This window comes from Pedobacter riviphilus, from assembly GCF_014692875.1.
GTDB classification, from domain to species: Bacteria; Bacteroidota; Bacteroidia; order Sphingobacteriales; family Sphingobacteriaceae; genus Pedobacter; species Pedobacter riviphilus.
Genome location: NZ_CP061171.1, coordinates 1,390,200 through 1,413,791, shown reverse-complemented (window position 1 = coordinate 1,413,791; position 23,592 = coordinate 1,390,200). Strand labels below are relative to the sequence as shown.

The 23,592-nt window shown below is 37.2% G+C and carries 16 protein-coding genes; 4 read left to right on the top strand and 12 right to left on the bottom strand.

Annotated features, from left to right (window positions below):
* Nucleotides 1-10 precede the first annotated feature (10 nt).
* The 5 genes from H9N25_RS05830 to H9N25_RS05815 form a co-directional block, all read right to left on the bottom strand.
* A complete protein-coding gene (locus H9N25_RS05830) occupies nt 11-1,474 on the bottom strand; it encodes a RagB/SusD family nutrient uptake outer membrane protein (protein WP_190328252.1) in 1,464 nt (487 codons plus the stop codon).
* 107 nt (nt 1,475-1,581) lie between these two features.
* Entirely contained in the window at nt 1,582-2,412 is an 831-nt protein-coding gene (locus H9N25_RS24380; RefSeq protein ID WP_223833609.1) for a SusC/RagA family TonB-linked outer membrane protein, read from the bottom strand.
* Nucleotides 2,388-4,760 (bottom strand): SusC/RagA family TonB-linked outer membrane protein, encoded by a 2,373-nt coding sequence (locus H9N25_RS05825; protein WP_223833608.1) that lies wholly within the window; start codon nt 4,758-4,760, stop codon nt 2,388-2,390. The genes H9N25_RS24380 and H9N25_RS05825 overlap by 25 nt, the downstream gene beginning before the upstream one ends.
* Before the next feature lie 6 nt (nt 4,761-4,766).
* On the bottom strand, nt 4,767-6,992 hold the full coding sequence (locus tag H9N25_RS05820; protein ID WP_190328251.1) for a fasciclin domain-containing protein: 2,226 nt from the start codon (nt 6,990-6,992) through the stop codon (nt 4,767-4,769).
* A gap of 427 nt (nt 6,993-7,419) precedes the next feature.
* Nucleotides 7,420-8,460 (bottom strand): adenylate/guanylate cyclase domain-containing protein, encoded by a 1,041-nt coding sequence (locus H9N25_RS05815; RefSeq protein WP_223833607.1) that lies wholly within the window; start codon nt 8,458-8,460, stop codon nt 7,420-7,422.
* Nucleotides 8,461-8,805: 345 nt separating this feature from the next.
* On the opposite strand from H9N25_RS05815, the gene H9N25_RS05810 reads away from it, so the two are divergent.
* Nucleotides 8,806-9,420: a GIN domain-containing protein gene (locus H9N25_RS05810; RefSeq protein WP_190328250.1), complete on the top strand. Its 615-nt coding sequence runs from the start codon at nt 8,806-8,808 to the stop codon at nt 9,418-9,420.
* Nucleotides 9,421-9,552: 132 nt separating this feature from the next.
* Nucleotides 9,553-10,161: a hypothetical protein gene (locus H9N25_RS05805; RefSeq protein ID WP_167293822.1), complete on the top strand. Its 609-nt coding sequence runs from the start codon at nt 9,553-9,555 to the stop codon at nt 10,159-10,161.
* A gap of 151 nt (nt 10,162-10,312) precedes the next feature.
* On the opposite strand, the gene H9N25_RS05800 is transcribed toward H9N25_RS05805, so the two are convergent.
* The 7 genes from H9N25_RS05800 to H9N25_RS05770 all read right to left on the bottom strand — a co-directional run bounded on the left by H9N25_RS05800 (nt 10,313) and on the right by H9N25_RS05770 (nt 20,770).
* Nucleotides 10,313-10,624, bottom strand: a complete 312-nt coding sequence (locus H9N25_RS05800; RefSeq protein ID WP_167293821.1) for a hypothetical protein — start codon at nt 10,622-10,624, stop codon at nt 10,313-10,315.
* Between the two features lie 209 nt (nt 10,625-10,833).
* Nucleotides 10,834-12,468, bottom strand: a complete 1,635-nt coding sequence (locus tag H9N25_RS05795; protein WP_190328249.1) for an ABC-F family ATP-binding cassette domain-containing protein — start codon at nt 12,466-12,468, stop codon at nt 10,834-10,836.
* Between the two features lie 392 nt (nt 12,469-12,860).
* A complete protein-coding gene (locus H9N25_RS05790) occupies nt 12,861-13,556 on the bottom strand; it encodes a DUF3823 domain-containing protein (protein WP_167293819.1) in 696 nt (231 codons plus the stop codon).
* A 24-nt stretch (nt 13,557-13,580) separates the two neighbouring features.
* Nucleotides 13,581-15,320 carry a RagB/SusD family nutrient uptake outer membrane protein gene (locus H9N25_RS05785; RefSeq protein WP_223833742.1) on the bottom strand — a complete coding sequence of 580 codons (1,740 nt, stop codon included), beginning with the start codon at nt 15,318-15,320 and terminating at the stop codon, nt 13,581-13,583.
* A gap of 45 nt (nt 15,321-15,365) precedes the next feature.
* Nucleotides 15,366-18,713: a TonB-dependent receptor gene (locus H9N25_RS05780; RefSeq protein WP_190328248.1), complete on the bottom strand. Its 3,348-nt coding sequence runs from the start codon at nt 18,711-18,713 to the stop codon at nt 15,366-15,368.
* 290 nt (nt 18,714-19,003) lie between these two features.
* Complete coding sequence (locus H9N25_RS05775) at nt 19,004-20,143, bottom strand: FecR family protein (protein WP_169502106.1); 1,140 nt, start codon at nt 20,141-20,143, stop codon at nt 19,004-19,006.
* Nucleotides 20,144-20,230: 87 nt separating this feature from the next.
* Nucleotides 20,231-20,770 (bottom strand): RNA polymerase sigma factor, encoded by a 540-nt coding sequence (locus H9N25_RS05770; RefSeq protein WP_223833606.1) that lies wholly within the window; start codon nt 20,768-20,770, stop codon nt 20,231-20,233.
* Nucleotides 20,771-21,834: 1,064 nt separating this feature from the next.
* On the opposite strand from H9N25_RS05770, the gene H9N25_RS05765 reads away from it, so the two are divergent.
* Both H9N25_RS05765 and H9N25_RS05760 read left to right on the top strand, forming a co-directional pair.
* Nucleotides 21,835-22,860: an SDR family NAD(P)-dependent oxidoreductase gene (locus H9N25_RS05765; protein ID WP_190328247.1), complete on the top strand. Its 1,026-nt coding sequence runs from the start codon at nt 21,835-21,837 to the stop codon at nt 22,858-22,860.
* A complete protein-coding gene (locus H9N25_RS05760; RefSeq protein ID WP_167293813.1) occupies nt 22,857-23,585 on the top strand; it encodes an SDR family oxidoreductase in 729 nt (242 codons plus the stop codon). Before H9N25_RS05765 ends, H9N25_RS05760 begins: the two co-directional genes overlap by 4 nt.
* Nucleotides 23,586-23,592 lie beyond the last annotated feature (7 nt).

Sequence of the window (23,592 nt, the reverse complement as noted above, 5' to 3'; positions counted from 1 at the left end):
ATCACTTATTCTATTTAGTGTAAAATGGATTTTGTACCAGATTAGGATCTGTAAACAACTCACTCTGATAAATCGGCAAGTAATGGCTATTGGGATCTCTAAATTTTGTAATGGCCGATTGTTGAAGTGTAGGTGATACTGTTTTGGCAGCAAGATCTAACAAAATATCAATGCGGCTATAGTTGTTACGTTTGGCATGGCGTAAAAGATCGAACCATCTTTTGCCTTCAAAAGCAAATTCTCTGGCACGCTCAGCCAAAATATAATCGCACAAAGCTTCAGTTTCTGAAGGATCTACAGTAACTTTCGTAGCATTTACAGCATTACGTCTTGATCGCAGTTCATCAACCAATGCCAAAGCTTCTACACCGCCTCCTGTTAAGGCCAAAGCTTCGGCTTTAATCATCATGATATCGGAATAACGGTATGCCTGCCATTTTACGTAAGAAGGGTTTTCTAAACCATATTTTTGAATGGTAAAAGCCGAATTATAATAAGAGCCCGGTCTGATATCATAATTATTATCCGGATCAACATCATCTGGAATAAAGATTTCGGTACTCAAAAACGGAGAACCGATAAAACGCCGTCTGGGAGTTACCAATAAAGTAAAAAACGGATTTTCTATCGATTGGTCAAATTCAAATATAGTTTCGATGGATGAACCTTTAAAAAACACATTATTGTACCAGCCGGCAGCACCAACCAGGGCAAATCTTTGCGAACTGATGATTTTATTGCACTCTGCAATACAGTTCGGGTAATCTTCCATCCACAGGTACACATCAGCTAACAAAGCATTTACGGTAAATTTGGTTACCCTAGCCTTATCAAACCTGGTACTACCATAAGTGGTAACCGCTCCCTGTTCTGCTTTTTTTAAGTCGGCTACAATCTGTTTTAAAATATCGGCCTGTTTGGTTTTCGGGAGATCCTGTAAATCGGTATCTTTTACGGTGGCGGTTAATTTTAGTGGTACATCTCTAAAAGTACGCAACAGGTAAAAATACATGAGGCTTCTTAACGTAAGGGCCTCTGCCACGTAACCGTTCAATGCCTCATCGGTAAAAGTAGGATCGGTAGCTTTAACGCCAGGTGCAAAATCTAGTACCGTATTACAATAGTTAATGGTACGGTAAAATGCTGCCCATCTTGCTGTTGTATTATCCTGGGTAATATTTACATTAATAATATCCGTTTCTTCCGTTGTAATACTAGGCCCACCAGCAATCATATCGGCCCTAAGCTCACCGTACATAAACATGTATTCCAACAAAGATTTATCACCAACACCCGGAGGAGGTGCCAGTAAAGAGGTGTAACAACCAGAAACTGCCGCTAAAACGTCTTCTTTTGTTTTCCAGAATTCCTGTCTGGTAATCCCATCTCGGGGTTGAAGATCGAGCCATTTGTTGCAAGAGCTGCTCATCACCAGCATCATTACTAAACAAGTGCTATATAAAATATTTTTCATCAGTTTTGAATTAAAAATTAGCAGTTAAACCGAAAGTGATTGTTTTAATTGGTGGCGTGGTAGAATTATCTATCACCGTGTTCGACCCATTTAACTTAATTGGCACCTCAGGGTCTTGACCAGTATATTTGGTAAATGTTAAAATATTCTGAACGGTAAGGTTTGTAGTAAGCGATTTCATTCCCAAGCGCTTCATAAAGTTTTTTGGCAAAATCGTACCTTAACACCACAGAGCTCAATCTTAAAAACGAGCCGTCTTCGATGTAGCGGTCGGAACCTAAAAAGTTATACCCCGCACCGTACATGGCCCTGGGCATATCGGTAATATCTCCTTCTTTTTTCCATCTGCGTAGTACCGCTGTACTTTGGTTATTAAAGCCGTACATATTAGTGGTGTTAATTTTAGTACCGTTAATAATATCGTAACCGGTACGAAAAGTGAAGTTAAAGCCTAAACGAAGGTTTCCGTTGATGGTAAGGTTAGATCCAAATCCCCCGGTTAATTTGGGATTACCATTACCCAGGTATACAATATCTTTATAATCGATGTTCCCGTCATGGTTAATGTCTTCATACATAGCATCGCCTGGCTGGAAAACATAATCGATAGATGGATAAGCAAAACGCATATAAATTTTATCGCCGTTCGGCCCAACAATCTGGTTCCCGTTCTCATCCAATGCAACTGTTGAGTTTTTATCCGGATATACACCTTTAAACTTGAAACCGTAAAACGAGCCAAAAGGATTATTTTCCTGTACAAATACTTTGTAAACGTTGTTGCTGGTTACCTTAGCCTTGTTTTCTCTTGGGTATAAAGGCGAAACCTCACGAATTACGTTTTCGTTATGTGCAATATTGAAAGAGAGATCTAATCTTATTTTTTTCTTTTTGATAACAGTAGCATTCAGGTTTACTTCCCAACCCTGGTTATCCATGGTACCACATTCATATCAACACCACCATAACCATTATAACTCGCTACCTGCAAACCTGGATAAAACAGATCGGTAGTACGTTTACGGTATAAATCGAAATCGATATTTAAATTTTTAAATAAATTTAAGGTAACACCAAGATTGGATTGGGTAACGGTTTCCCATCTTAAATCGGTTAATTCCATATTGGTAGAATATACGCCAGCATTATCCAGATAGCTAAAACCATAATTCTGATAAATATTAAAGTAAGAGTAATCATTACGAGGAACGTTACCACTTTTACCGTAACTGGCTCTTAAACTAAAATCGTCTATATATTTATTTGCCTTTTTCATAAAAGGTTCGCCCGATATGCGCCAACGGCCAGAAACCGAAGGGAAAATACCATAACGGTTAGCTGCACCGAACCTGGAGTTACCATCGCCCCTGATACTACCATTAATAATATAACGGTCTAAAAATTTGTATTGAACGTTAGCCAATAAACCAACTGACCTGGTTTGACCTAAAGACGAGGTTGCAGAACCTGTATAATTGGTACGGCTATCAACAGAAGGATCGGATAAATACGATGAGGCCGTATTTGTTGAAAACAGGTACTGACCTGTGCGACGGCTATCTTCACTATCAAAGCGTAAAAAACCTATGATATCGTGTTTATCGTTCAATTTCGGCGTATAGGCCAATGTCATACTGGTGTTCATGGTAAATGAATCGCCATCAGCATCTGAGGCCGTATTAACTACCGATTCGGTATAAGGACGACCTGTTGCAATCTGTGGAAGGAAAGTTTTTACCTTGGTATTATTGATATTTACCATAAAACTTCCGTTCAGACGTAACACACTTGGCAAAATTTCGTATTGTAAACTAAATTTTGGTGTAATACGCTCACCTAGTTGATGGTTACTGCCCGCAGTAGCCATGGCCAAAGGGTTAAAAGTTCCAGTTACCTTTTTATTATCAAAATTATAGAAGAATGAACCTTGTGCGGTTGCTGCAGGACTGAAAAAGTTTGAAGTTAAATTACCATATTCATCGTACTCATAAATGCTCTGGTTAGGCATTTTAGTATAAGCTACATCCCTTACATTCTGCGTAAAAAGCCCATTCTGATCGATGTGCGTGTATGAAATATCAGAACTGAACCTGATTCTGTTCGACACCATATAATCTAAGTTCACCCTAGCCGAAACACGGTTTAAATCGGTGCCAATGGTAGTACCTGTTTGGTTAAAATAATTTACCGAAGCACGGTACCTGGCTTTTTCACCACCACCGGAAATAGACAGGTTATGATCTTGCAAGTAACCTACCCTGGTAATGGCCGACAACCAATCGGTATTGTTGCTGTAGTTATAATAATTATAAGGGTCGTTCGGATCATATTGAAATTGCTTTGCAAATTCTGAAGTGGAGAACTGACGGCCTGCATTATAATATTCTTCTAAAACGAGTGATGAATACTGGTTACCATCCAACATCGGGATCGGACTTGGCTGTTTAGAATATGAACCTTTAAAGTTATAGGAAATAGCTGGTGGACCAATTGAACCTCTTTTTGTGGTAATAATTAATACTCCATTTGCTGCCCTCGATCCCCAAACAGCTGTAGCTGCAGCATCTTTGAGCACACTAATTTCCTTAATATCAGAAGGGGCAATATTTAATAACTGACCATAATTATTTTCATCAGAGGTGGCAAAATTAAAATCAGAAGGAATGGTAATATCGTAAGGCATACCGTCCAATACAATTAATGGATCGGTAGCACCATTAATAGAAGATGTACCGCGGATACGGATCTGCATCGGCGCACCAGGATCACCTGTACTGGCTGTTATATCAACCCCTGCCATGCGGCCTTGCAGGGCCTGATCGATTGATGCCGACTGGAGGTCTTCGAGTTCTTTAGCATCTATGGTAACCGTAGCCGAGGTCTGATCGCGTTTATCGATGGTCATTCCACTTCCGTTGTTCGTTTTTGCTCTCGAAACAATCTGAACCTCATCCATCTGATTTTCAGAAGGTTCAAGCTGGAAATTGATTACTGCCTTATCAATACTAATAGGTGCTGAAGACCTGTAACCGATATAGGAAACCGAGATCCTATAGGTTTTATCGGCTACCGGTAAAGAGTAATTTCCATCAATATCTGTTGAAACACCTTTAATTACCCTTTTATCTTTATCAACAATTACAACAGATGCACCAATAATGGGCTGTTTATCTTTTTTATCAATAACCTTACCTTTTACATAGTTAATTTGTTGTGCATAGGTTAACGACGATACCAACAAACAGCATAGTAAAATAAAAAAACTATAATTATATCTTTTAGTCATCTCGGTTTAGAATTGATATTTTAAATAAGAATTGATTTGGTGGATCACCGTTCTGTTAGATAACACGTTGCTTCTATCGGTTGTGCCCAGTAAAACATTTACAGAAGTATTGGTTACATCTCTTAGCGTGAGTGTGTTTGTGGTATTGGTTGATACAGTAACCTTGACTGCATCTCCCGAATCGTTTTTAAGCAAACTCTCAAAAGAACCTGTCTTCTGTCCATCGCTAGCTACTGTATTCTTAATAATGTGGTATTGGATAAATTTCGATACCTTACTAATCTCTACAGGATCTGTTGGTACATAGTTAGGCGTTCCATTGGCTAATTTTGGTAATAGTCCGGCGGTTACCGCAGCTTGTACAGCCGCATTTGTTGGGATAAAAACGGTGTAAGGAGTTCCATCAGTAACCCCCTGGATTGCACCTGTAGCAGCCGTATAAAGGGTTACATTATTTTTAAGATATTGAAAGAAAGAATAATAAGGATCGGTAGTTAGCGTGCCATATTTTTCGATATGCTTGCTTACCGGAAGTACGGTATACATGAGTACTTTGGCAGCATAGGCATCAGCACCATTAACAGCAGTGGCAACCGAATCGATCTTAATGCTTTTATCGGCAGCGGCTGGTAAATCTTCTGTACCTGCTGAAGAGAAAAACCCATTATTGTACTTAATGTATTCGCCACCCGAAGTTTCTAAAATACCAGATGATGTGGCAAAATTTGGCACAGCACGATCGCCCAGAGGGATAATATGCGTTTGCAGCAATCTCCTTAAAATATTGAGGTCGCCCCTAATAGGTGCTGAAGGATAAAAGGGATCGTATGAAAATCCTAAACTTACCAAAGTGGCATCGGGAATGGGAATAACAATATACTTTAAAGAGGCTGTTTTAATTGGAATGGCATAACCCAATACATCAAGCGCCTGTTTCATAATGTAATAGGTAGGATCTAAATTTACCTTACCATAAACTGTTGAAAATACATTGGCATTTTGAGCAGCATTTACACCATAAAACAATCCATTACTTAAAAATTGTTTATCTACCACGTTGGCAGGCGTAAGTTTGGTCGCTTCGCCCAAAAAGCTGTTAACCGCATTAAACTTGCTTGGCCATACCGTAGTTCTGTATAAATGGGAGTTGATAAAATCCCTGATGATATCAGACCTTAAAGAAAAAAGTTCGTTCAGCTGTGCCTTGTAGTTTCCGGGCTGTAACCTGTTTTTTGCATAATATTTTAACAGCACCTTTGCATAAGCCTCTACCGCATCATCAGTTGGTGCAAAAATGGTGTACATCCCAATCTGTGCATCGTTGGCATCTTCTTTTAGGTAATTCTCGTTATTGGGCGAAAAACCAAGCAATGCACTATAGTTTTTCGCATAAACGTTATCGCTTTTACCTGTTAATACCTGGTAACGATGGGTAATATCAGTATTTAAATTATAGCTTACATATTTGTCTAAAAGGGATTTGAAGGCGCCATACTGTGCTTTAGTGCTGATATATTGATCGATGCTTTGAGGTGGGGTAAGCACCTTATCTACAATATGGATTACACCATTTTCGGCTACAATATCCTGCTCAATAATTTTTCCAGGACCCACATTTTTTCCGGTAAACTCGGTATTGGGGTAAAAATAGTTATAATCTAAAGCACTTATTCCTGCAAAAGTAACGAAGGGTGTAAGGAAAAAGGGCAGGTTTTTATTGTTAAAATCAGTTGGCAAATAACTTCCATTACGGTTACCCGCAATTACCTTTATTGCTTTACCATCATTGTCTATCCCATCGTAAACAAAATCGTAATAAACGGTACGTCGCCTAAAACCAACATTTTTAACAAACCCTTTTGCCGTTAAATTATCGCTTAAACGTTCTACTTTCTCCCCGTCATAAGTCATTGAATAACGCACGATTGCCGAAGCCAGTGTTGCATTTATCTCTGTTAAGTTATTTTCAGACATGTAGGTGGCAAAAGCTGCATCTGTTGGCGCAAAAACCGTCCACGAACCAGCTTTGCTTAAGGTTTCTTTATAGCCCGATTTATCGATACAATCTAAAAATCTGGTAAAATTCCCTTTGGCCTGAAGTTGCTGATAAATTGGATCGGCTAACGTTTCAGGACGGCCATAGAACTCATCAAATTCTTTTTTCCGGCAAGCGCTGAGAATGAATATAATCGTCAAATTAACGATTAAAAATTTCTGTAAAATTTTACTCATAGCAATTTCATTGGATAAACGGCCATTAAAATACTGGGCAATAAAAAGCTATGGATCTAAATCAATTAGAAATTAAAAAAATGCGCAAACTGACTTAAAGGGGTGAGTAGATTTTTATTGCATAAAATGTATTAACGTTCGTTAATTAAATAGTTGGTTAAAAAGTTATTTGGTTAGTAAATTATTTCATAAATATATAAAGGTGGAACAAAATTCCCATCCTGTACTATCCTGTCTTCTTACTATAAAATATTATCATAAAAAAATAATATACGCCTGCAACACACATAAATCGTTTTAATAACATATAAATACATTTTAAAAAAAAACAATACCGACATTTCTAATCAAAAAAAACGTTAACAGTACAAGAAATAAGACAAAATATTAAAGCTATCCTTCAATTTGTAGTTGCCAATTGGGTGTATTAAACAGGCTTTACTGCTACCAGCTGCATTTCTTTTTCCTTTCCGCGGAGTTTAATTGCACCTAACATTTGGGTGGTATAATGATCTGTTAACTGAAGTTCTTCAATCAGTGCTATTGATACCAGCATTTCTTGATTAAACTCCTTACACATATTCTGGATTCTTGAGGTGGTGTTCAGTACATCACCAGAGTAGGTAATATCCCGTTTTATAATCCCCACTTCGCCTGCTATAATTTTTCCGCAATGAATACCTGCTTTAAAAGCAGGTATTAAACCATACTTTCCAATGTATTTATCTCTCAAAAAAGACAGATGCGCTTTAATATCGAAAAAACAATTGATGCATTTATTGTTTCTTAACCCTTCATCATAGCGCCACGCAATTACTACTTCATCGCCTACGTATTGGTATATTTCTCCCCTGTTTTCTAAAATAGGATTGGTAATATCTATAAATATATCTTTTAGCAATTCATGGTATTTTTTATCTCCAAGACTTTCGGCAATTGCGGTTGATGAGTTTAAGTCGAGAAACATAAAAATCCGTGATTCTTCTTTAGGTGTATTGTATTTTCCACTAATAATATCCCAGAAAATCCCTTGTCCAAACTTACTGTTTATCTGTAGCAGCAGCTGTGTAATGGAAACCACAATGGCCCATACCAATCCATTTTTCAAAAATCTTTTTGAATCCCCTAATTCATAAAGACTCAGTATTTCGTTTACGATTAAAATAACACCTAAAAAAGATCCGGCCACAATTAAAAGGGTATAACCATAAGGCTTATCGTTGTATTTTACATTTACAAAGAATACAAGCAAACTCCCCCCTAACAGGGCTCCAAACAGGCCAATAACTGCATTTAGTGCAATTGAAGAAATTAATGTATAACCAGGTACTGGTCCTAAAGAATTTCGGGTATGCAGTACAAGATCCTCAAAAATAGCAATTACAACTCCAGTCATCATCCAGGAAAGAATAATAACCAGCAATTGTTGAAATTTCTGCTGTGTTTGGCGATTAATTTTTACTGACATCGTAATTTTTACTCAAAACAACTGACTCAATATACCCTAAATTTCACTAAAATAATGAATATAATCCTATATGTACTGTGCTTAACAACTGAAATAGTAATTCCAGATTGACTTAACACAGTGAATAAAGGGTTTTGCGGTGTTCGCTGCCGCACATCGACTGTTCGGAAATGAACACAACTTAAACATAAATAAGCAAAAACAACTGTTAGAGAGCGATTAAGGAGATATTCGCTTTTTGGCATCAGCTTGGTTAACCACGAAACTGAATCATATTGGTGCAAACTGATTCGCATGAGCACACCACCATGAGCATAACAAATTTAACATTTAATTAAAAACACAATGAAAACCTCAATTAAAACGCTAATCACCATGGTATCTGCCGTGATAACCTTAACGGCTATCTTTCCTAACAACTTAAGGGCTACAGAAAAAAACAGAACGATCCTTTACAAGATTCAAAACTTTAGAAAGATAGTGATAAAAGGCAATGTAGAAGTGATATTGGTGCAGCAGCCCACCATCGGAATATCTTATGCAGATGATAACATTGGAAATGTGAAAGTTATCCAGCAGGGCGAAGTATTACGTATTACCAACCTCCATAATGAAAAGTGTAAACTTGTTGTTTATGTAAACGATATCTATCGCATCGAGGCTGATCAAAATGCAGTAGTGAAAACAGGAGTTAAACTCAGCACCAAATTTCTCCAGATCATTCTTAAGGAAAATGCCTTTGCCGACATCGACACCAGTAGTGAGGGCTTATATACCGAAATCCTCGACAATAGTACATTAAAACTCAAAGGGAGTACCAATCGTCATACATTGGTTATGGGCAAAGCAACAAATTTAACCATAGATCGTTTTTCTGCCGCCCAAACAGACGTTAAGCAGGTGGGAGGAGTTACAAAAGAAGAAATTGTTGCGCTTGTTCCATCCCAGTTCAATAAATGATAGCAGCTTTAAAAGTAAATCATCTTGACCCATAATTTTGCTTGTCACACAAAACAACCAATGGAACAGTTATTTTTTCTATTTTGCATTCAAAATAAAGTTTGCCTCTAGACTAAATAACATCATTAGCAAATGAAACTCTCAGAAAACTTACAAAAGTTATTACCATATGGTTACCTGTTCCTTGTGGTGATGGGTATATTAAAAGAAAGCATTTTTTACTATCAGATTGGTATAAACATTTTAAAGTACACTACAATTATGGATGTATTAATCAGTCCGGTGGCAACATTAACATCTCATCCGGTGGTATTAATCGTTACAACAGGTTTTATTATCCTCGCTTATGCTTACCCAACCTATCTGGCAAAGCGAAGGGATAAAAAGTGGGCACAAAATCTTTCTGGCCTAAAAAATCCTGAAACACTTAGTGAAGAGGAAGTAGGAAATCATTTTTCGAAACTTTTCACTATTGTTTTTGCCATTGGGCTACTATCACTGTTTTTGGGAATTGGACTTGGCCAAGGGAAAAACTTATCGAAACACATCAGCAAAAACGAACTCAAATACGACCGCAAACTGAATTATTCGAACGGCGAATCTGAAGACATTTATTTGATTAGCACAAATAGTATTTATTATTTCTACCTAGCCAAAGGAAACAGATCAATTAAGATTGCTCCAATTGGTGCTATAAAAAATTTAGAAATCCCACTAAAAGCATCGATTAGCGCTAAATAGTAATCTTATTTCTGAATAAAGTGTTCAAGTGTTTTAATTAAAAATGCACATGAAGAAGTTATTGATTCCAAATATGCCATTTGCTTAAAAATGATAAAAAAGGGAAAAGTTTTTAAGACGACTCTTTTTCCTTTAGCTTACGCTACCTATTTCAAAGCCCCGATTGCTTCAGCATTCGCATTTTTCCCGCCAACAATTCCAATACGGGTTGCGTTGCCACTAAATTAAAGCTCCAGATATCATCTGTGATAAAAATCAAATGGCCATCAAAACTGTAAATGTAGTCTCCTCCTTCTATTCCGATTATCCAGTCTTCTTTTTTCAAATCAGAATAAGCCTGTAAAACCCTCATACAATATCCCCTAACCTCAGCCTCATCTCTAAAATCATCTAAAAAAGATAAAATACTGTTTGCTTTGTTCAAGTTATATTTTTTTAGCATTTCATCAATCCGGTTTTCCATAAGTGTAGCTAGTTATTTTGTTAAGTTTTATTTTTATGAGGCTAGCCCCTGCCTGAAAACAAAAAGCAGCTCTTTTCAGAACTGCTTGTTTTCCATAAGTGTAGCTAGTTATTTTGTTAAGTTTTATTTTTATGAGGCTAGCCCCTGCCTGAAAACAAAAAGCAGCTCTTTTCAGAACTGCTTTTAAAATACAGTGTTGGAAACCCTATTTAACTTTGCTCAATTTCCTTCAAGCTATTCATTTTTTTATAAGCTAAGAACCCTTTAATATCTTCAAAGTGTTCACGCACACGTTTATTCCCAAATTCAAATACTTTTTGTACCAATCCATCTAAGAAATCCCGGTCATGCGATACCAAAATCAAAGTACCATCAAAATCTTTCAACGCGTCTTTAATAATATCTTTGGTTTTCATATCCAAGTGGTTAGTTGGCTCATCCAGAATTAATACATTTACAGGCTCTAACAACAATTTAATCATGGCCAAACGGGTTTTCTCGCCGCCAGAAAGTACTTTAACCTTTTTAGTGGTATCATCGCCGCTGAACATAAAGGCACCTAAAAGGTCTTTGATTTTTATCGTGCCATCGCTTAATGGAATCTGATCAATGGTTTCGAATACCGTAAGGTTCTCATCAAGTAAAGCAGCCTGATTTTGTGCAAAGTACCCGATTTTAGCATTATGCCCAACCTTTAAACTACCTTCAAAATCAATCTCACCCATAATGGCTTTAATCATGGTCGATTTACCTTCGCCGTTTTTACCAACGAAAGCCACTTTTTCTCCCCGTTCGATCACCATAGATGCTTTTTCGAAAACCACATGATCGCCATAAGTTTTGGTCAGTTCATCTACCATTACCGGATACTGACCTGAACGCGGTGATGGCGGAAACTTTAATCTTAATGCCGATGTATCCACTTCATCAATTTCGATTACTTCGAGTTTCTCGAGCATTTTTACGCGCGATTGCACCTGTAAGGTTTTAGAATATGTTCCTCTAAAGCGATCGATAAATTCCTGATTATCGGCAATAAAACGCTGCTGCTCTTCGTAAGCCTTTAATTGGTGTATACGGCGCTCAGCACGCAGTTGAAGATAATGGGTATATTTGGCTTTATAATCGTATATCCTGCCCATGGTTACCTCGATGGTACGATTGGTAATATTATCTACAAATGTACGATCGTGTGAGATGACCATTACGGCTTTTGCCGAATTGATCAGGAAATCTTCCAACCATTGAATACTTTCGATATCCATATGGTTGGTAGGCTCATCCAATAAGATGAGATCAGGTTTCTTTAATAAAATCTTAGCCAACTCAATACGCATTCGCCACCCGCCCGAAAACTCAGACGTTTGGCGGGTAAAGTCTTTGCGTTCGAAACCCAAACCTTTTAATACTTTCTCTACTTCCGCATCATAATTGGTTTCTTCAATAGAATAAAATTTCTCGCTTAGCTCCGACACACGCTCGATAAGCTTCATATAATCGTCGCTTTCATAATCGGTACGGATAGTAAGCTGCTCATTCAGCTCATCAAGCTCTTTTTGCATCTGGTTTACCTCTGCAAAAGCTTTCATGGTCTCCTCAAAAACAGTAACATGATCATGAGTGAGCAAATGTTGGGGCAAATAGGCAATCACAGCTTCTTTCGGACCTGTTACACTACCAGAAGTAGGTTTAGCTACATCAGCAATTATTTTTAGTATGGTCGACTTGCCTGCACCATTTTTACCCATAAGAGCGATTTTATCGTTCTCGTTTATCGAAAAGGTTACGTCGCTAAAAAGGGTAGTTCCACCGAATGAAACGGAGATATTATTTACATTAATCACAATTAAGAATATTAAATTCGCGGCAAAGATAAAGGAATGCAGTTAAATTTTAGCTAGAAGATCTATTTAATTGGAGAGACAGCGAATGGTATCAAAAAATACAACTTCAGGTATTTTATCAGATACGCATTCAATAGTTAAGTTCTGAATGCTAATCATTCATATTCATATGGGTCCCGAACGTTAAGTGAGCAAAGCATAACTGGTCATATTTATGTGCAGGCAATTTACTCAGTATAATAAAAACATCCATTTTAAAGCAGCAAGAATTAAGCCCATTCTCCACGAAGACTGAAGAATTATTAATCCATCGTAAACAGAATGCCCAATGAAGCCTAAAAATTAAAGTAATGAGCTCTTTTTACGAAGCTCATTACATTTGAGCTGCTAATTTATTGGGAATTAGTTGTGACCATTAACATAGGTGCATAATTATAATAACTTCCGGTGTTTATTGTTCTGGCCCCACCGCGAACATAATAAAGGGTACCAGGTTTTAAATCTGTAATGGTATAATCGTAACTCGTATTTACAACCACTGCATTATCAATGGCTTCCGTATTGGTTAGCCCCCTGTTGCTATTATAGTTATTAACATCAACTGTATTAAATGTTGCCGCAACAGCCAGTATTCTGGCTATTTTTTGAGTGTTTTGCGCGGGCTGGGTAACTTTCACCCTAATGGTAATGCTTTTAGCCGTTTTACTAAGTAATTCACTTGTAACGGTAAGGTATGGAATCACTTTTATATCCAGCCTAGTTGATCCATTTACATTTACATTTAGTGTATCCCGATAGAAAAAAGGACCTGTTGGTACTACTTTGTAATGACCGCTAAACATAAATCCGCGGGTATAACTCCCATCAACATGTAACGCCGTTTGTATTGCGGTTGGTTTAGGATAATCTGTTTGGAAAAGTTGTAGATAACCGCCACTTACATTTGTTTGTTGCGGTACATTTTTACCTGTGGTTGCATCAACAATATTTCCATAAAGTTCTGCATCTGGCGATTTGTAGTTGTCTTTTTTACACGCATTTAAAAACACGACCAATAAAAAAGAGAAGCATATAAATAATTTTTTCATTTTATATCTTTTAATATTTTCATCTTATTGATAACCTGGATTTTGAATATATGGCGGGTTTTGCTGTGGCACTGGCTCCAGATATAATTTTTCAGGAAAAGTACGTGTAAGTTTTGGAGCTATTGCTTTTTCGAAAGTATATTTCATATTGCCCGGATCAACTCCATTTTGCCACATAATCCACGGGTAAAGGGCATGAAATTGTGTATTAGTCAAGATTGTGGTTGCATTATGCCATCGGCGAATGTCCCAGAAACGATGATTTTCAAACGCAAGTTCTACTTTCCGTTCATGCCTGATTTTATCTATCGTAATGGAACCTACTGTAGCTATTCCAGCTCTTTTACGGATCTGATTCACAGCATCTATGGCTGCAGAACTGTTTCCCAGTTCGTAAGCAGCCTCCGCATAATTTAACAGCACTTCAGCATAGCGAAAAATCATCCACGGCGTGGTAGACCTTCCATAAGGAACACGGTTTACAGGATCCATAAACTTTTTAATATAAAACCCTGTTTTAGTAGGGTCATTGGTGGTTAAAGGGCCATCTTTACCAACAATGTTAAAAGTACCTCCAGCCGGATAAACTGCTGACAGACTTTCGGATGTTTTCTTTACTCCATTATCAATTACTCCTCTTCTGATTTCGACCACTCCACCCTGCCACGAATCAAAAGGTGTTAAAATTGTAGCAAACATCCTTGGATCCTTATCTTTAAATAAATCGGCAGGTTTGTTATAAACAATCGGATTTCCTGCAGCATCATTTACTTTCAATATACCAGGAGAGCCATCCTTATATTCAAATTCCTCAACCATTTCGAGGGTTGGGTTAGTTGCATTTCCATAATCTACCCTGAAACTTTGCGGAGCATTATAAAAATCGAAGCTATGGGCTTTATCCGGCGATTGATAAACCTTTGTAAAAATAGCTTCAGAACTACCCAATGTTAGAAATAACTGCTGGAAATTGGCCGCTTTATCTGCATTAACATCATATAATTCATATTTACCTGATTTAATAATTAAATCGGCTGCATCCATAGCTTTCTGCCAGTAAGCGTTGGCTAAACCTGGTGTAATTCCTACCAATCCGTTAAGCTGAACTGTTCCGTATTTAGCACTTGATGCGGCATAAAGCATCGCCCTTGATTTTAAAGCAAGTGCAGCATATTTATTTACGCGGAAAGCATTAGCCGGGTCATTGCCATAATCTTCTGGTAAATCGTTAACAACAGCATCTAATTCGGTTGAGATGAAATCATAAATATCCTGTTCTTTACTTCGTTGAACAATTAAACCCGCTACATCATCTCCGGTTTTATATTCCTGTACTTTGGTAACCAGCGGAACACCTCCATAACGTTTTACTAAAGAAAAGTATTCAAAAGCACGGATAAACCTTGCTTCTGCCAAAAAGCGCTTTTTCGAATCATTATCTATAGCTGCATTTGGTATTTTTTCTATAAAATCATTTACTCTTCTTATTCTCGAATAATTCCAATTGCCATACCAGTTTCCCATAACAGCATTGTTAATACTGCCCCAAACATAAGATCGTACAGCCTCATCGGTAGTTGTTGATGGAAAACCAGCTTCATCGCTCACAGTGTAATCAAAATCTTCTGTTGGCAAGCCATCGTACAGTGTTACGGTTAATGCAGTAACACCGCTTATACTTCCATAAGCAACATTTTCTGAAACCAAATTTTTCGGTTCTCTATCTAAAAAGTCTTTTTTACAAGATATTATACCTGTTAGCAATATCAAAAACAGGCTATATATTTTAATTTTTTCATAATTTTCTGATTAAAAACCAACATTTAAACCTAACGACCATAACTTTTGCTGAGGATAAAAATTACCTCTTCCGCTAGGCTGCTCAGGGTCAATAAACTTAACCTTGCTAAAGGTTAATACATTTTGACCTGACACATATATCCTTGCCTTGCGCATGCCAATTTTTCCAATTAATTCTTTAGGAAAAGTATAACCAAAATCCACATTCTTTATTCTTAAATAAGTAGCATCCTGCAACCAGAAAGTAGAAAAAAGCTGATTATTTGGCGATCCCGAAATCATTGTTGAAGGATACTTTCCAGGAACCCAGGCACTATTTGGATCGTAAAGATCTTGCCTATGCCAGCGATCACTAAACATAGATAAGGTATTGGCATTGTTAAAAAACGGATTTTGCAACTCTTCACTGTAATACCTGTTAAAATTTGATGCACCCTGTAACAATACCGAAAGATCAAAACCTTTATAATTAACGTTAAGATTAAGTCCGAAAAATATCTCGGGCGTTGCGCCTCTGCCAATTACAGTTTGATCTCTACTATCTATAACACCGTCGCCATTTAAATCTTTGTATCTAATATCTCCCGGCAAAAGGGTTTTATTGCCTTGAGTGTCCTGTACAGGTGCAGTATTAATTTCTTGCTGAGATTGAAACTGTCCGATGGCCTGGTAACCCCTTAGTATATTAATCCATCTATCCGTCATATTTCCTTGATAATTACCAAGTGAACTGGTTTGTGGACTCTGCTCTAAATAACCATTTTTACTACGCGTAAATGTTAAGTTTGGCGAAATGCTATAGTTCCAATCTCCAACTTTATTTTTGTGTGTAACCTCAATTTCAAAACCTCTGGTATTATCGCCATTAAGATTTTCTTGTGGTAAGCTTGCACCAAATGTATTAGGCAAACTTAAAACCCGTGTAGCCAGCAACCCTGCTCTTTTACGGTAAAAAACATCAACAGAAGCGCTTAACATTCCTTTCCATAAAGAAACATCAACTCCTAAATTGCTCGTATAAGAAGTATACCAGGTAAGTAATGGATTGGTTAAACCGCTGGTTGTTAAACCAGGAATAAGCTGAGTGCCGAAAATATAATTGTTATTTGGATAATTATATCCCGGGATATAGCGAAATGGTATAATGTAATTAGCTGCCCCTGCGTTATCTCCACCATCATCTCCCACTTTTCCGAAAGAAGCCCTAAGCTTTAAATTATCAATAGTTTTATTGTCTTTAAGAAAGTTTTCTTCATTGATTCTCCATCCGACAGAAACATTTGGAAAAAAACCAAATCGATGATCTGGTGCTACTTTATAAGTTCCATCATATCTAAACCCCAGTTCAATCAAATATTTCCCTGAGTAATCATAATTAAACTTTCCTACGTAACCTTCACGTGCAATTTGTGCAGAGCTTCCATCATTGCTCTGATTATTAGATACACCTGCAAATAACTCATCTAAATTATCTAACAGAAATTCTTTGTATGCTGAAAGAAAAGAACTGTTTGTTTGCGTTCTTTCAAATAACAGCAAACCCGAAACATTATGTTTATTATTGAATTTTTTGACATAGTTTAAAGATAGCTGTAAGGCCTGGTTATCATTATGATTATCAGTTACAGTTAAATTACTTGGATCATTAGCTGTATAATCAACATCGTAAGTCTTAGTAACGGTATTGTATTTATATAAATTATACTTCTTTATATAGCTTTTATAAGCCTCATCCGAATTTTGATAAGAATAAGTAACCTTTGCATTTAATCCATCAACCCATGGTAAATCGTATGTTAACCTGGCAATGCCCGAAAAAAACTTTGTACGATCTGTGCCATAACCTGATATTTTGTTATCAGACTGAGCCAGAGAGTTTTGCTGTACATTAGAGGGAGCCAAATAATCGGTATTATCATTAGCATAAATAGGAAAAACAGGACTTTCTCTTTTAAGTGTAGCCATAATTGAGCCAGAAGATACACCAGGTGTTTTAAGGTCTTCTAATCGGGCACTAAGATTAAGTTCGGCGGTAAGGCGTTTATTAATCTTAGCACTTATGTTGCTGCGAATATTGTACCGTTTAAACTGGGTAGAATTGCTTTTCCATATAGCGTCCTGATTTAGGTAGCCAACGTTAAAAAAGTATTTAACATCTTCCGTTCCTCCATCTACATTTAAATTTTGATAGTATTGAGGTGCATTTTTGCGAATAGTAGAATTAAACCAATCTGCAGATGGTAAAGTGCCGTTTTTATATTGACTTACCTGCTCTTTTGTAAAAGGCAATGATAAAGCGGCCGAAGGATTATTTAATTTTACCCATGCATTTACGGCACCTTCATTACTAAGCTCGGCAAAAGTACCTGCATCGGCCAGCTCAGGGTATTTTGTAGCATTATTTTGCAACCCATAATAGGTTGTGTAGTTTATGCGTGGTTTTCCCATTTCTCCTTTTTTGGTTGTAACCAATATTACACCATTAGCAGCCCTTACACCATATACCGCGGCTGATGCATCCTTTAAAATTGAAAAGCTTTCTATTTCATTTGCATCTATCTGAGAAAAATCTGCTGGCACACCATCTACAATGATAAGTGCGGCTCCAAAACCCCGTATATCTATTGTGCTGCCATCATTCCCTGGTTCTCCACTGTTTTGAATGGCTCTTAAACCCGGTAAACGCCCAACAAGCGAATTGCTAATATTAGCTACAGGTGCTTTTGCCAGTTCAGTCCCCTTAACCTGGGCAATAGATCCGGTAACATTTAGTCTTTTTTGAGTACCATAACCAACCACCACAACATCATTTAAACTAGAGTGAGATGGAACAAGTTGTATAGTACCAAGATTTGCTTTGGCAGGAACTTCTTTGGTGTTATAACCTAAAAAAGAAATCACAAGAACTGCATCTTCTGACAGGTTATTCAGCGCAAATTCTCCATTTAAACTTGAAGCTGTTGAGATGGTTGTACCTTTTACTTTAATACTTGCACCCGGTAAAGGGTTATTACTTTCATCAACTATTTTTCCTTTTACGTTTAACCTAGCGTTAACAGGCTCTTGATTCTTATTTTTTTCTACTGCAGGTTTATACTTAACAATAATCGTATTCTCTAAAATTTCATAAGTTAAAGACTGGTTCGAAAAGCAATGGTCAAGTGCCTCCTTTAATGAAATATTCTTTTTACGAACGGTTACCAGATTAGCCTTTTGCATTACACGATCCTGGTAAAGCACTAAAAATCCACTTTGTTTTTTAATAGATTCCAAAACCTTACTTAAAGGCACATTTTTTTCATTTAGCGAAATCTGCTGACTAAATACTTTCGCACTTACCTGTGTAAGCACTATCATTAATATTATAAGGGTTAATTTCATAACCATTAATAGCTTGGGTGGTAGCCATAGGCGTACTATGACCAAATTGAATGAGAAAATTTTCATTACTTTTGTTCGGTTTGGGTTAATGTTTAGGGATATTGCTCTATAATTTTACCTGTTCTAGCTCAAACGAAACAGGAAGGTTAACTCAGATCTTTTGCCGGGGAGTGTTCCACCACTTTCCGGTATTTTTCTTTAACCTTTACTTGTTTGGTATTTATTTTTCCATAGTTCTTATTTTGGTTAGTTTAGTTGTTTTTAAGTTAGGCTGTTATTATAATTTTTTCGCCTTCTATTTTAAAGTGAAGGCCAGTAATACTGAGTATTTGCAACGATTTGGATAATTTTAAGTTGCGAGAGAGGCTACCTGTAAAAGAGATGTCAGAAACATCTTCTTTATAAACAATTTCTACATCATACCATCTTGCAATCTGTCGCATAACCACATCAATATTCGTATGGTTAAACTGAAATAATCCATTCTTCCAGGCAATTATTTCATCAACGTCTACTTGCTTAGCTAGAATGTTTTCATTTCCGGCGGATGCTAGCGCCTGCTCTCCAGGTTTTATTATTAATGTTTGATTTCTTTTCGCAACGCTTACACTCCCTTCTATTAAGGTTGTTTTAATCGCAGATTCGTTATCATATGCATTTATATTAAAAGATGTACCTAAATCTTCAATAGTTATACCTTTAACGGTTACGCGGAAAGGTTTTTTCGAATCATGAACTACCTCAAAATAGACCTGCCCGGTAATGGCAACTTTGCGCTCCTTGCTAAAAGACACTGGAAAAGAAATGGATGATGCGGCATCGAGAAAGGCCCTTGTTCCATCTGGCAGTTCAATTACAGGCCACTGGCCACCATTAGGAGTACTTATTGTATTGTAAGCAAGCGACTTACCAATATTACCACTGGAAAGTTGTTTATAACTTAAAATATTTGTGCCCTGTTTTTTAACAGTAATGCTTCCTTCCTGTGCAATAACTCCTGCTTGTACACTGGCTAAGCTAATTTGCTTGCCATTTGAAAGAACCAGTATTGCTTTATTTGTTCCCGGTAAAATATCTTGCTTTAATTGCGCGCTGGCGCGTTCTTTTGATTGATATCTAATTAAATAATAACCTCCAATAAATAATGCAAAAGTAATAGAGGCGGCCACAGATATTCCTATCCAAAAGCGATAATGGTTTGTTGCCGGCTTTTCTATAACATCTATATTCGGCTGAATATTTTGCCAGATCAGCTCCTTATATAAAAGGAGTTCTTTCTCCTCTATTGGTAATTTATCTTGTTTGGATTTAGCGAGATACCAACTTTCTAGCAATACAATTTCGTTAGGAGTACAGTTTCCTTTTAAATATTTTTCGAGTAAAGATTGTAGTTCTATTTGGTTCATCAGAAAGTTTCTCGCTTAATTTCACGTTAAGACGATTTACTTTTACCCGAGTATGAGATGAATGTTAAAAAAAGATTAAAAAATAATCTAACGATGTATTAGATAGAAGATTAAGAATGAAGATGCACCAACTTTTTTTCGTAAAATCCGCAAAGCATTGCTTATTTGACTTTTAACGGTATGCTCACTAATTTTTAATTCAATTGCAATTTGTTGATAGGAAAGGTGTTGCTTGCGACTCAGTACAAATACATCACGCATTTTTGAAGGAAGTGCATTAATTTCATTTTCAATAATAATACCCAATTCCCTTTCTCTTAATAAATGATCAGAAGTAAAATGTTCTTCAAGCATAAAATCATTTATAGATTTTAGATAATCATTCATCACCTTTTTATGCTTAAGGTGATCGAAAACCTTATTTCTAACCGCCTTATATAAATAAAAAGAAAGAGAAGTATTCAGTTCCAACGATCTACACTTTAACCATAAACCTGTAAACAACTCCTGTACAATATCTGCAGCCTCCTCATTTTGCCTTAAAAGGTTGCGGGCATGCAAAAATAACATTGTCCAATATCTTTCATAAACTTCAGCAAATGCTGCTTGATCGCCAATTTTTATCAACTCAATTAACTCATTGTCGCTTAAAGAACTTCTATTGGGCATAGACACTGTAATAATACTAATTAATCAAACGTTTCACGTCTGAACTATGATCATATTGATACTCATAAAGCTCCATAAGTTTTACAATCAAACTCTTTAAAAATCTATAGTAAGCTAAATTTACAACAATATATTTGTATTTTTTTTGCGCAAACGATTGTGTAAATTTATCCATTATTAGAAAGCAGTATTGGTTTTATAGAAACGACTCCGGCCAGATTTAGTGATTAATACAATTTTGAATTAAAATGGAAGTTGGTCGTTTGATGTTTCGCACCTGCTTTTTGGGCAAATACAAAATCCTTTAAACTGCTTTAGCTAACCTTGTTAGTAGTAGCACCTGCAGTTAAAGCTCCTATAGCCTGTAAAACCAAATTTGGGATCAAGCTGAAAATTTGGGACAATAAAAAAGGACAAAAGATCTTTGGATATTCTTTGCCCTATGAAGGGCCCACACTGGGTGTTTTATCCACTCATAGCTCACTTTTATTCAAGGCTGAACCAACTGTAAGCGGAAGATTTTAATCATTGAACCTCCATCTATCTGGTCCCGTTTTCAATTTTATAACGCAGTTTCGAAAAGTCCTTTTGTGCTTACCTAAGCTAAATTTTAATTGTTAATAAATTGATTTTCAAATATTAAAAAATACAAAAACAACACCTTTTACTCTTGTTTTTTAACTATTTCTTTATCCTGAACTCATGTTATTTTAGCTATTACACTTCATCCTAAAACAGAGTCAAAATGTGCTACACAGCTGGAATACTAAAATTTACCCCCCTACCAAGGGTAATCCGAGCGTTTTGTTCTGCGTAATTAAAACCACTTTGCAGGTGAATTGATTGAAAAAGACAGTTTTTCGAATCTTGAAAGCAGAAAAGTAGCCTGGTCATAAATCATCCTATATCTGACACGCTAAACAAAAAAACTGACCTTCTAAACAAAGTAAATTGACACGCTAAACAAAATCTGCTTAAGGATAGCCGCCTAAATTTGTCCTATACATTTAATTAAATTAATAATGGAAACAAACAATTATCAAGGCGCATTACAACACCCACTGGGTTCAGGTTTTAGCGCCACATCTACAGCAACAGAAGTCATCAAAGGCATTGATCTTAAAGGAAAAATTGCCATTGTAACCGGCGGTAATGCCGGTATCGGTCTGGAAACTACAAAAGTATTGGCAACAGCAGGAGCAACTGTGATTGTACCAGCCAGAGATATTGAAAAAGCAAAGAAAAACCTGGAAGGTATTCCAAACGTAGAAATTGAGGCAATGGATCTTGCAAAGCCCGAAACTATTCATGCTTTTGCTGAAAAATTCTTGGCAACAGGCAGACCGCTCCATATTTTAATCAACAATGCTGGAATCATGTGGGTGCCCTTACAACGGGATAGCCGCGGATTTGAATCTCAACTTTCAACAAATTACTTTGGACAGTTTCAACTGGTTGCAAAACTATGGCCGGCACTTAAGAACGCTAAAGGCGCTCGCGTAGTTAATGTTTCCTCACTGGGGCATCATATGGCAGCTTTTAATTTCGATGATCCCAATTTCGAACAAAGGGAGTACCAAACACTGCTTGGGTATGGCCAGTCAAAAACAGCCAGTAACCTGTTTGCTCTGGAATTGGATAACCGTGCAAAAGCACATCAGGTAAGGGCCTACTCGCTGCATCCTGGATCGATTGCCGGAACTGAACTGGCCAGAGATGCCGACATAGAATTATTTAAACAGATGGGCTTTTTTGATGAAAACGGGAACATCCGCCCAGAAATATTGGCCAGCCTTAAAACTATTCCACAGGGTGCTGCAACTTCGGTATGGGTAGCCACCAGCCCATTGCTTAATCACATTGGCGGCGTTTACTGTGAAGATGCTGATATCGCTGAATTGTTATCAGACGATACTTCCATTCAAACCAACGCTAAATTGCATCAAAGTGGTGTAATGGACTATTCGCTGGATGAAAGTAGCGCCAAAAGACTATGGGAATTAACAGAAAAAATGACAGGCATTGAATTTAAATTAACCAGATCATGAAAAACTTAACAGGAAAAGTCGCCCTGATTACAGGTGGCAACAGTGGTATTGGTTATGCTGCAGCCAAACAGCTGAAAGAAAACGGTGCACAGGTGATCATTACCGGAAGAAGAAAAGATGCAGTAGAAAAGGCAGCATCAGACCTTAGGGTAACAGGCTTTATTGCAAATCAATCAAGTTTAACGGATATCGAAGCGCTGGCCGCAGCAGTTGGCGGAAGATTCAGCAAGATCGATATCTTGGTGGTAAATGCAGGTGTCACCAAATTTTCGCCGATTGAGCACATGCCAGAAGCTATTTTCGACGAGGTAATGAACGTTAATTTCAAAGGTGCCTATTTTACCTTAAGCAAGTTCATCCCAATTTTAAACGAAAATGCATCTGTAATCTTGCTTTCCTCCACCTCGGCGCACATCTCCCCTCCCCAGGCTTCTGTTTATGCAGCAAGTAAAGCAGCCTTAAATGCGGTCATGAAAATAGCAGCATTGGAACTTTCTGCCCGTAAGATCAGGATAAATGCGGTTAGTCCAGGACCAGTAGCAACAGAGATCATGGATAAGATTGAGTTGACCCAGTCTATGGAAGACCATATGATCGGCACTATTCCCCTAGCCAGGTTTGGGAAGGCAGAAGAAGTGGCCAAACTGATAGCTTTCCTTGCAAGTGATGAAGCTTCCTTCATTACGGGTTCGGAGTATCTGATCGATGGCGGCCAGTGCATATGATGGAAAT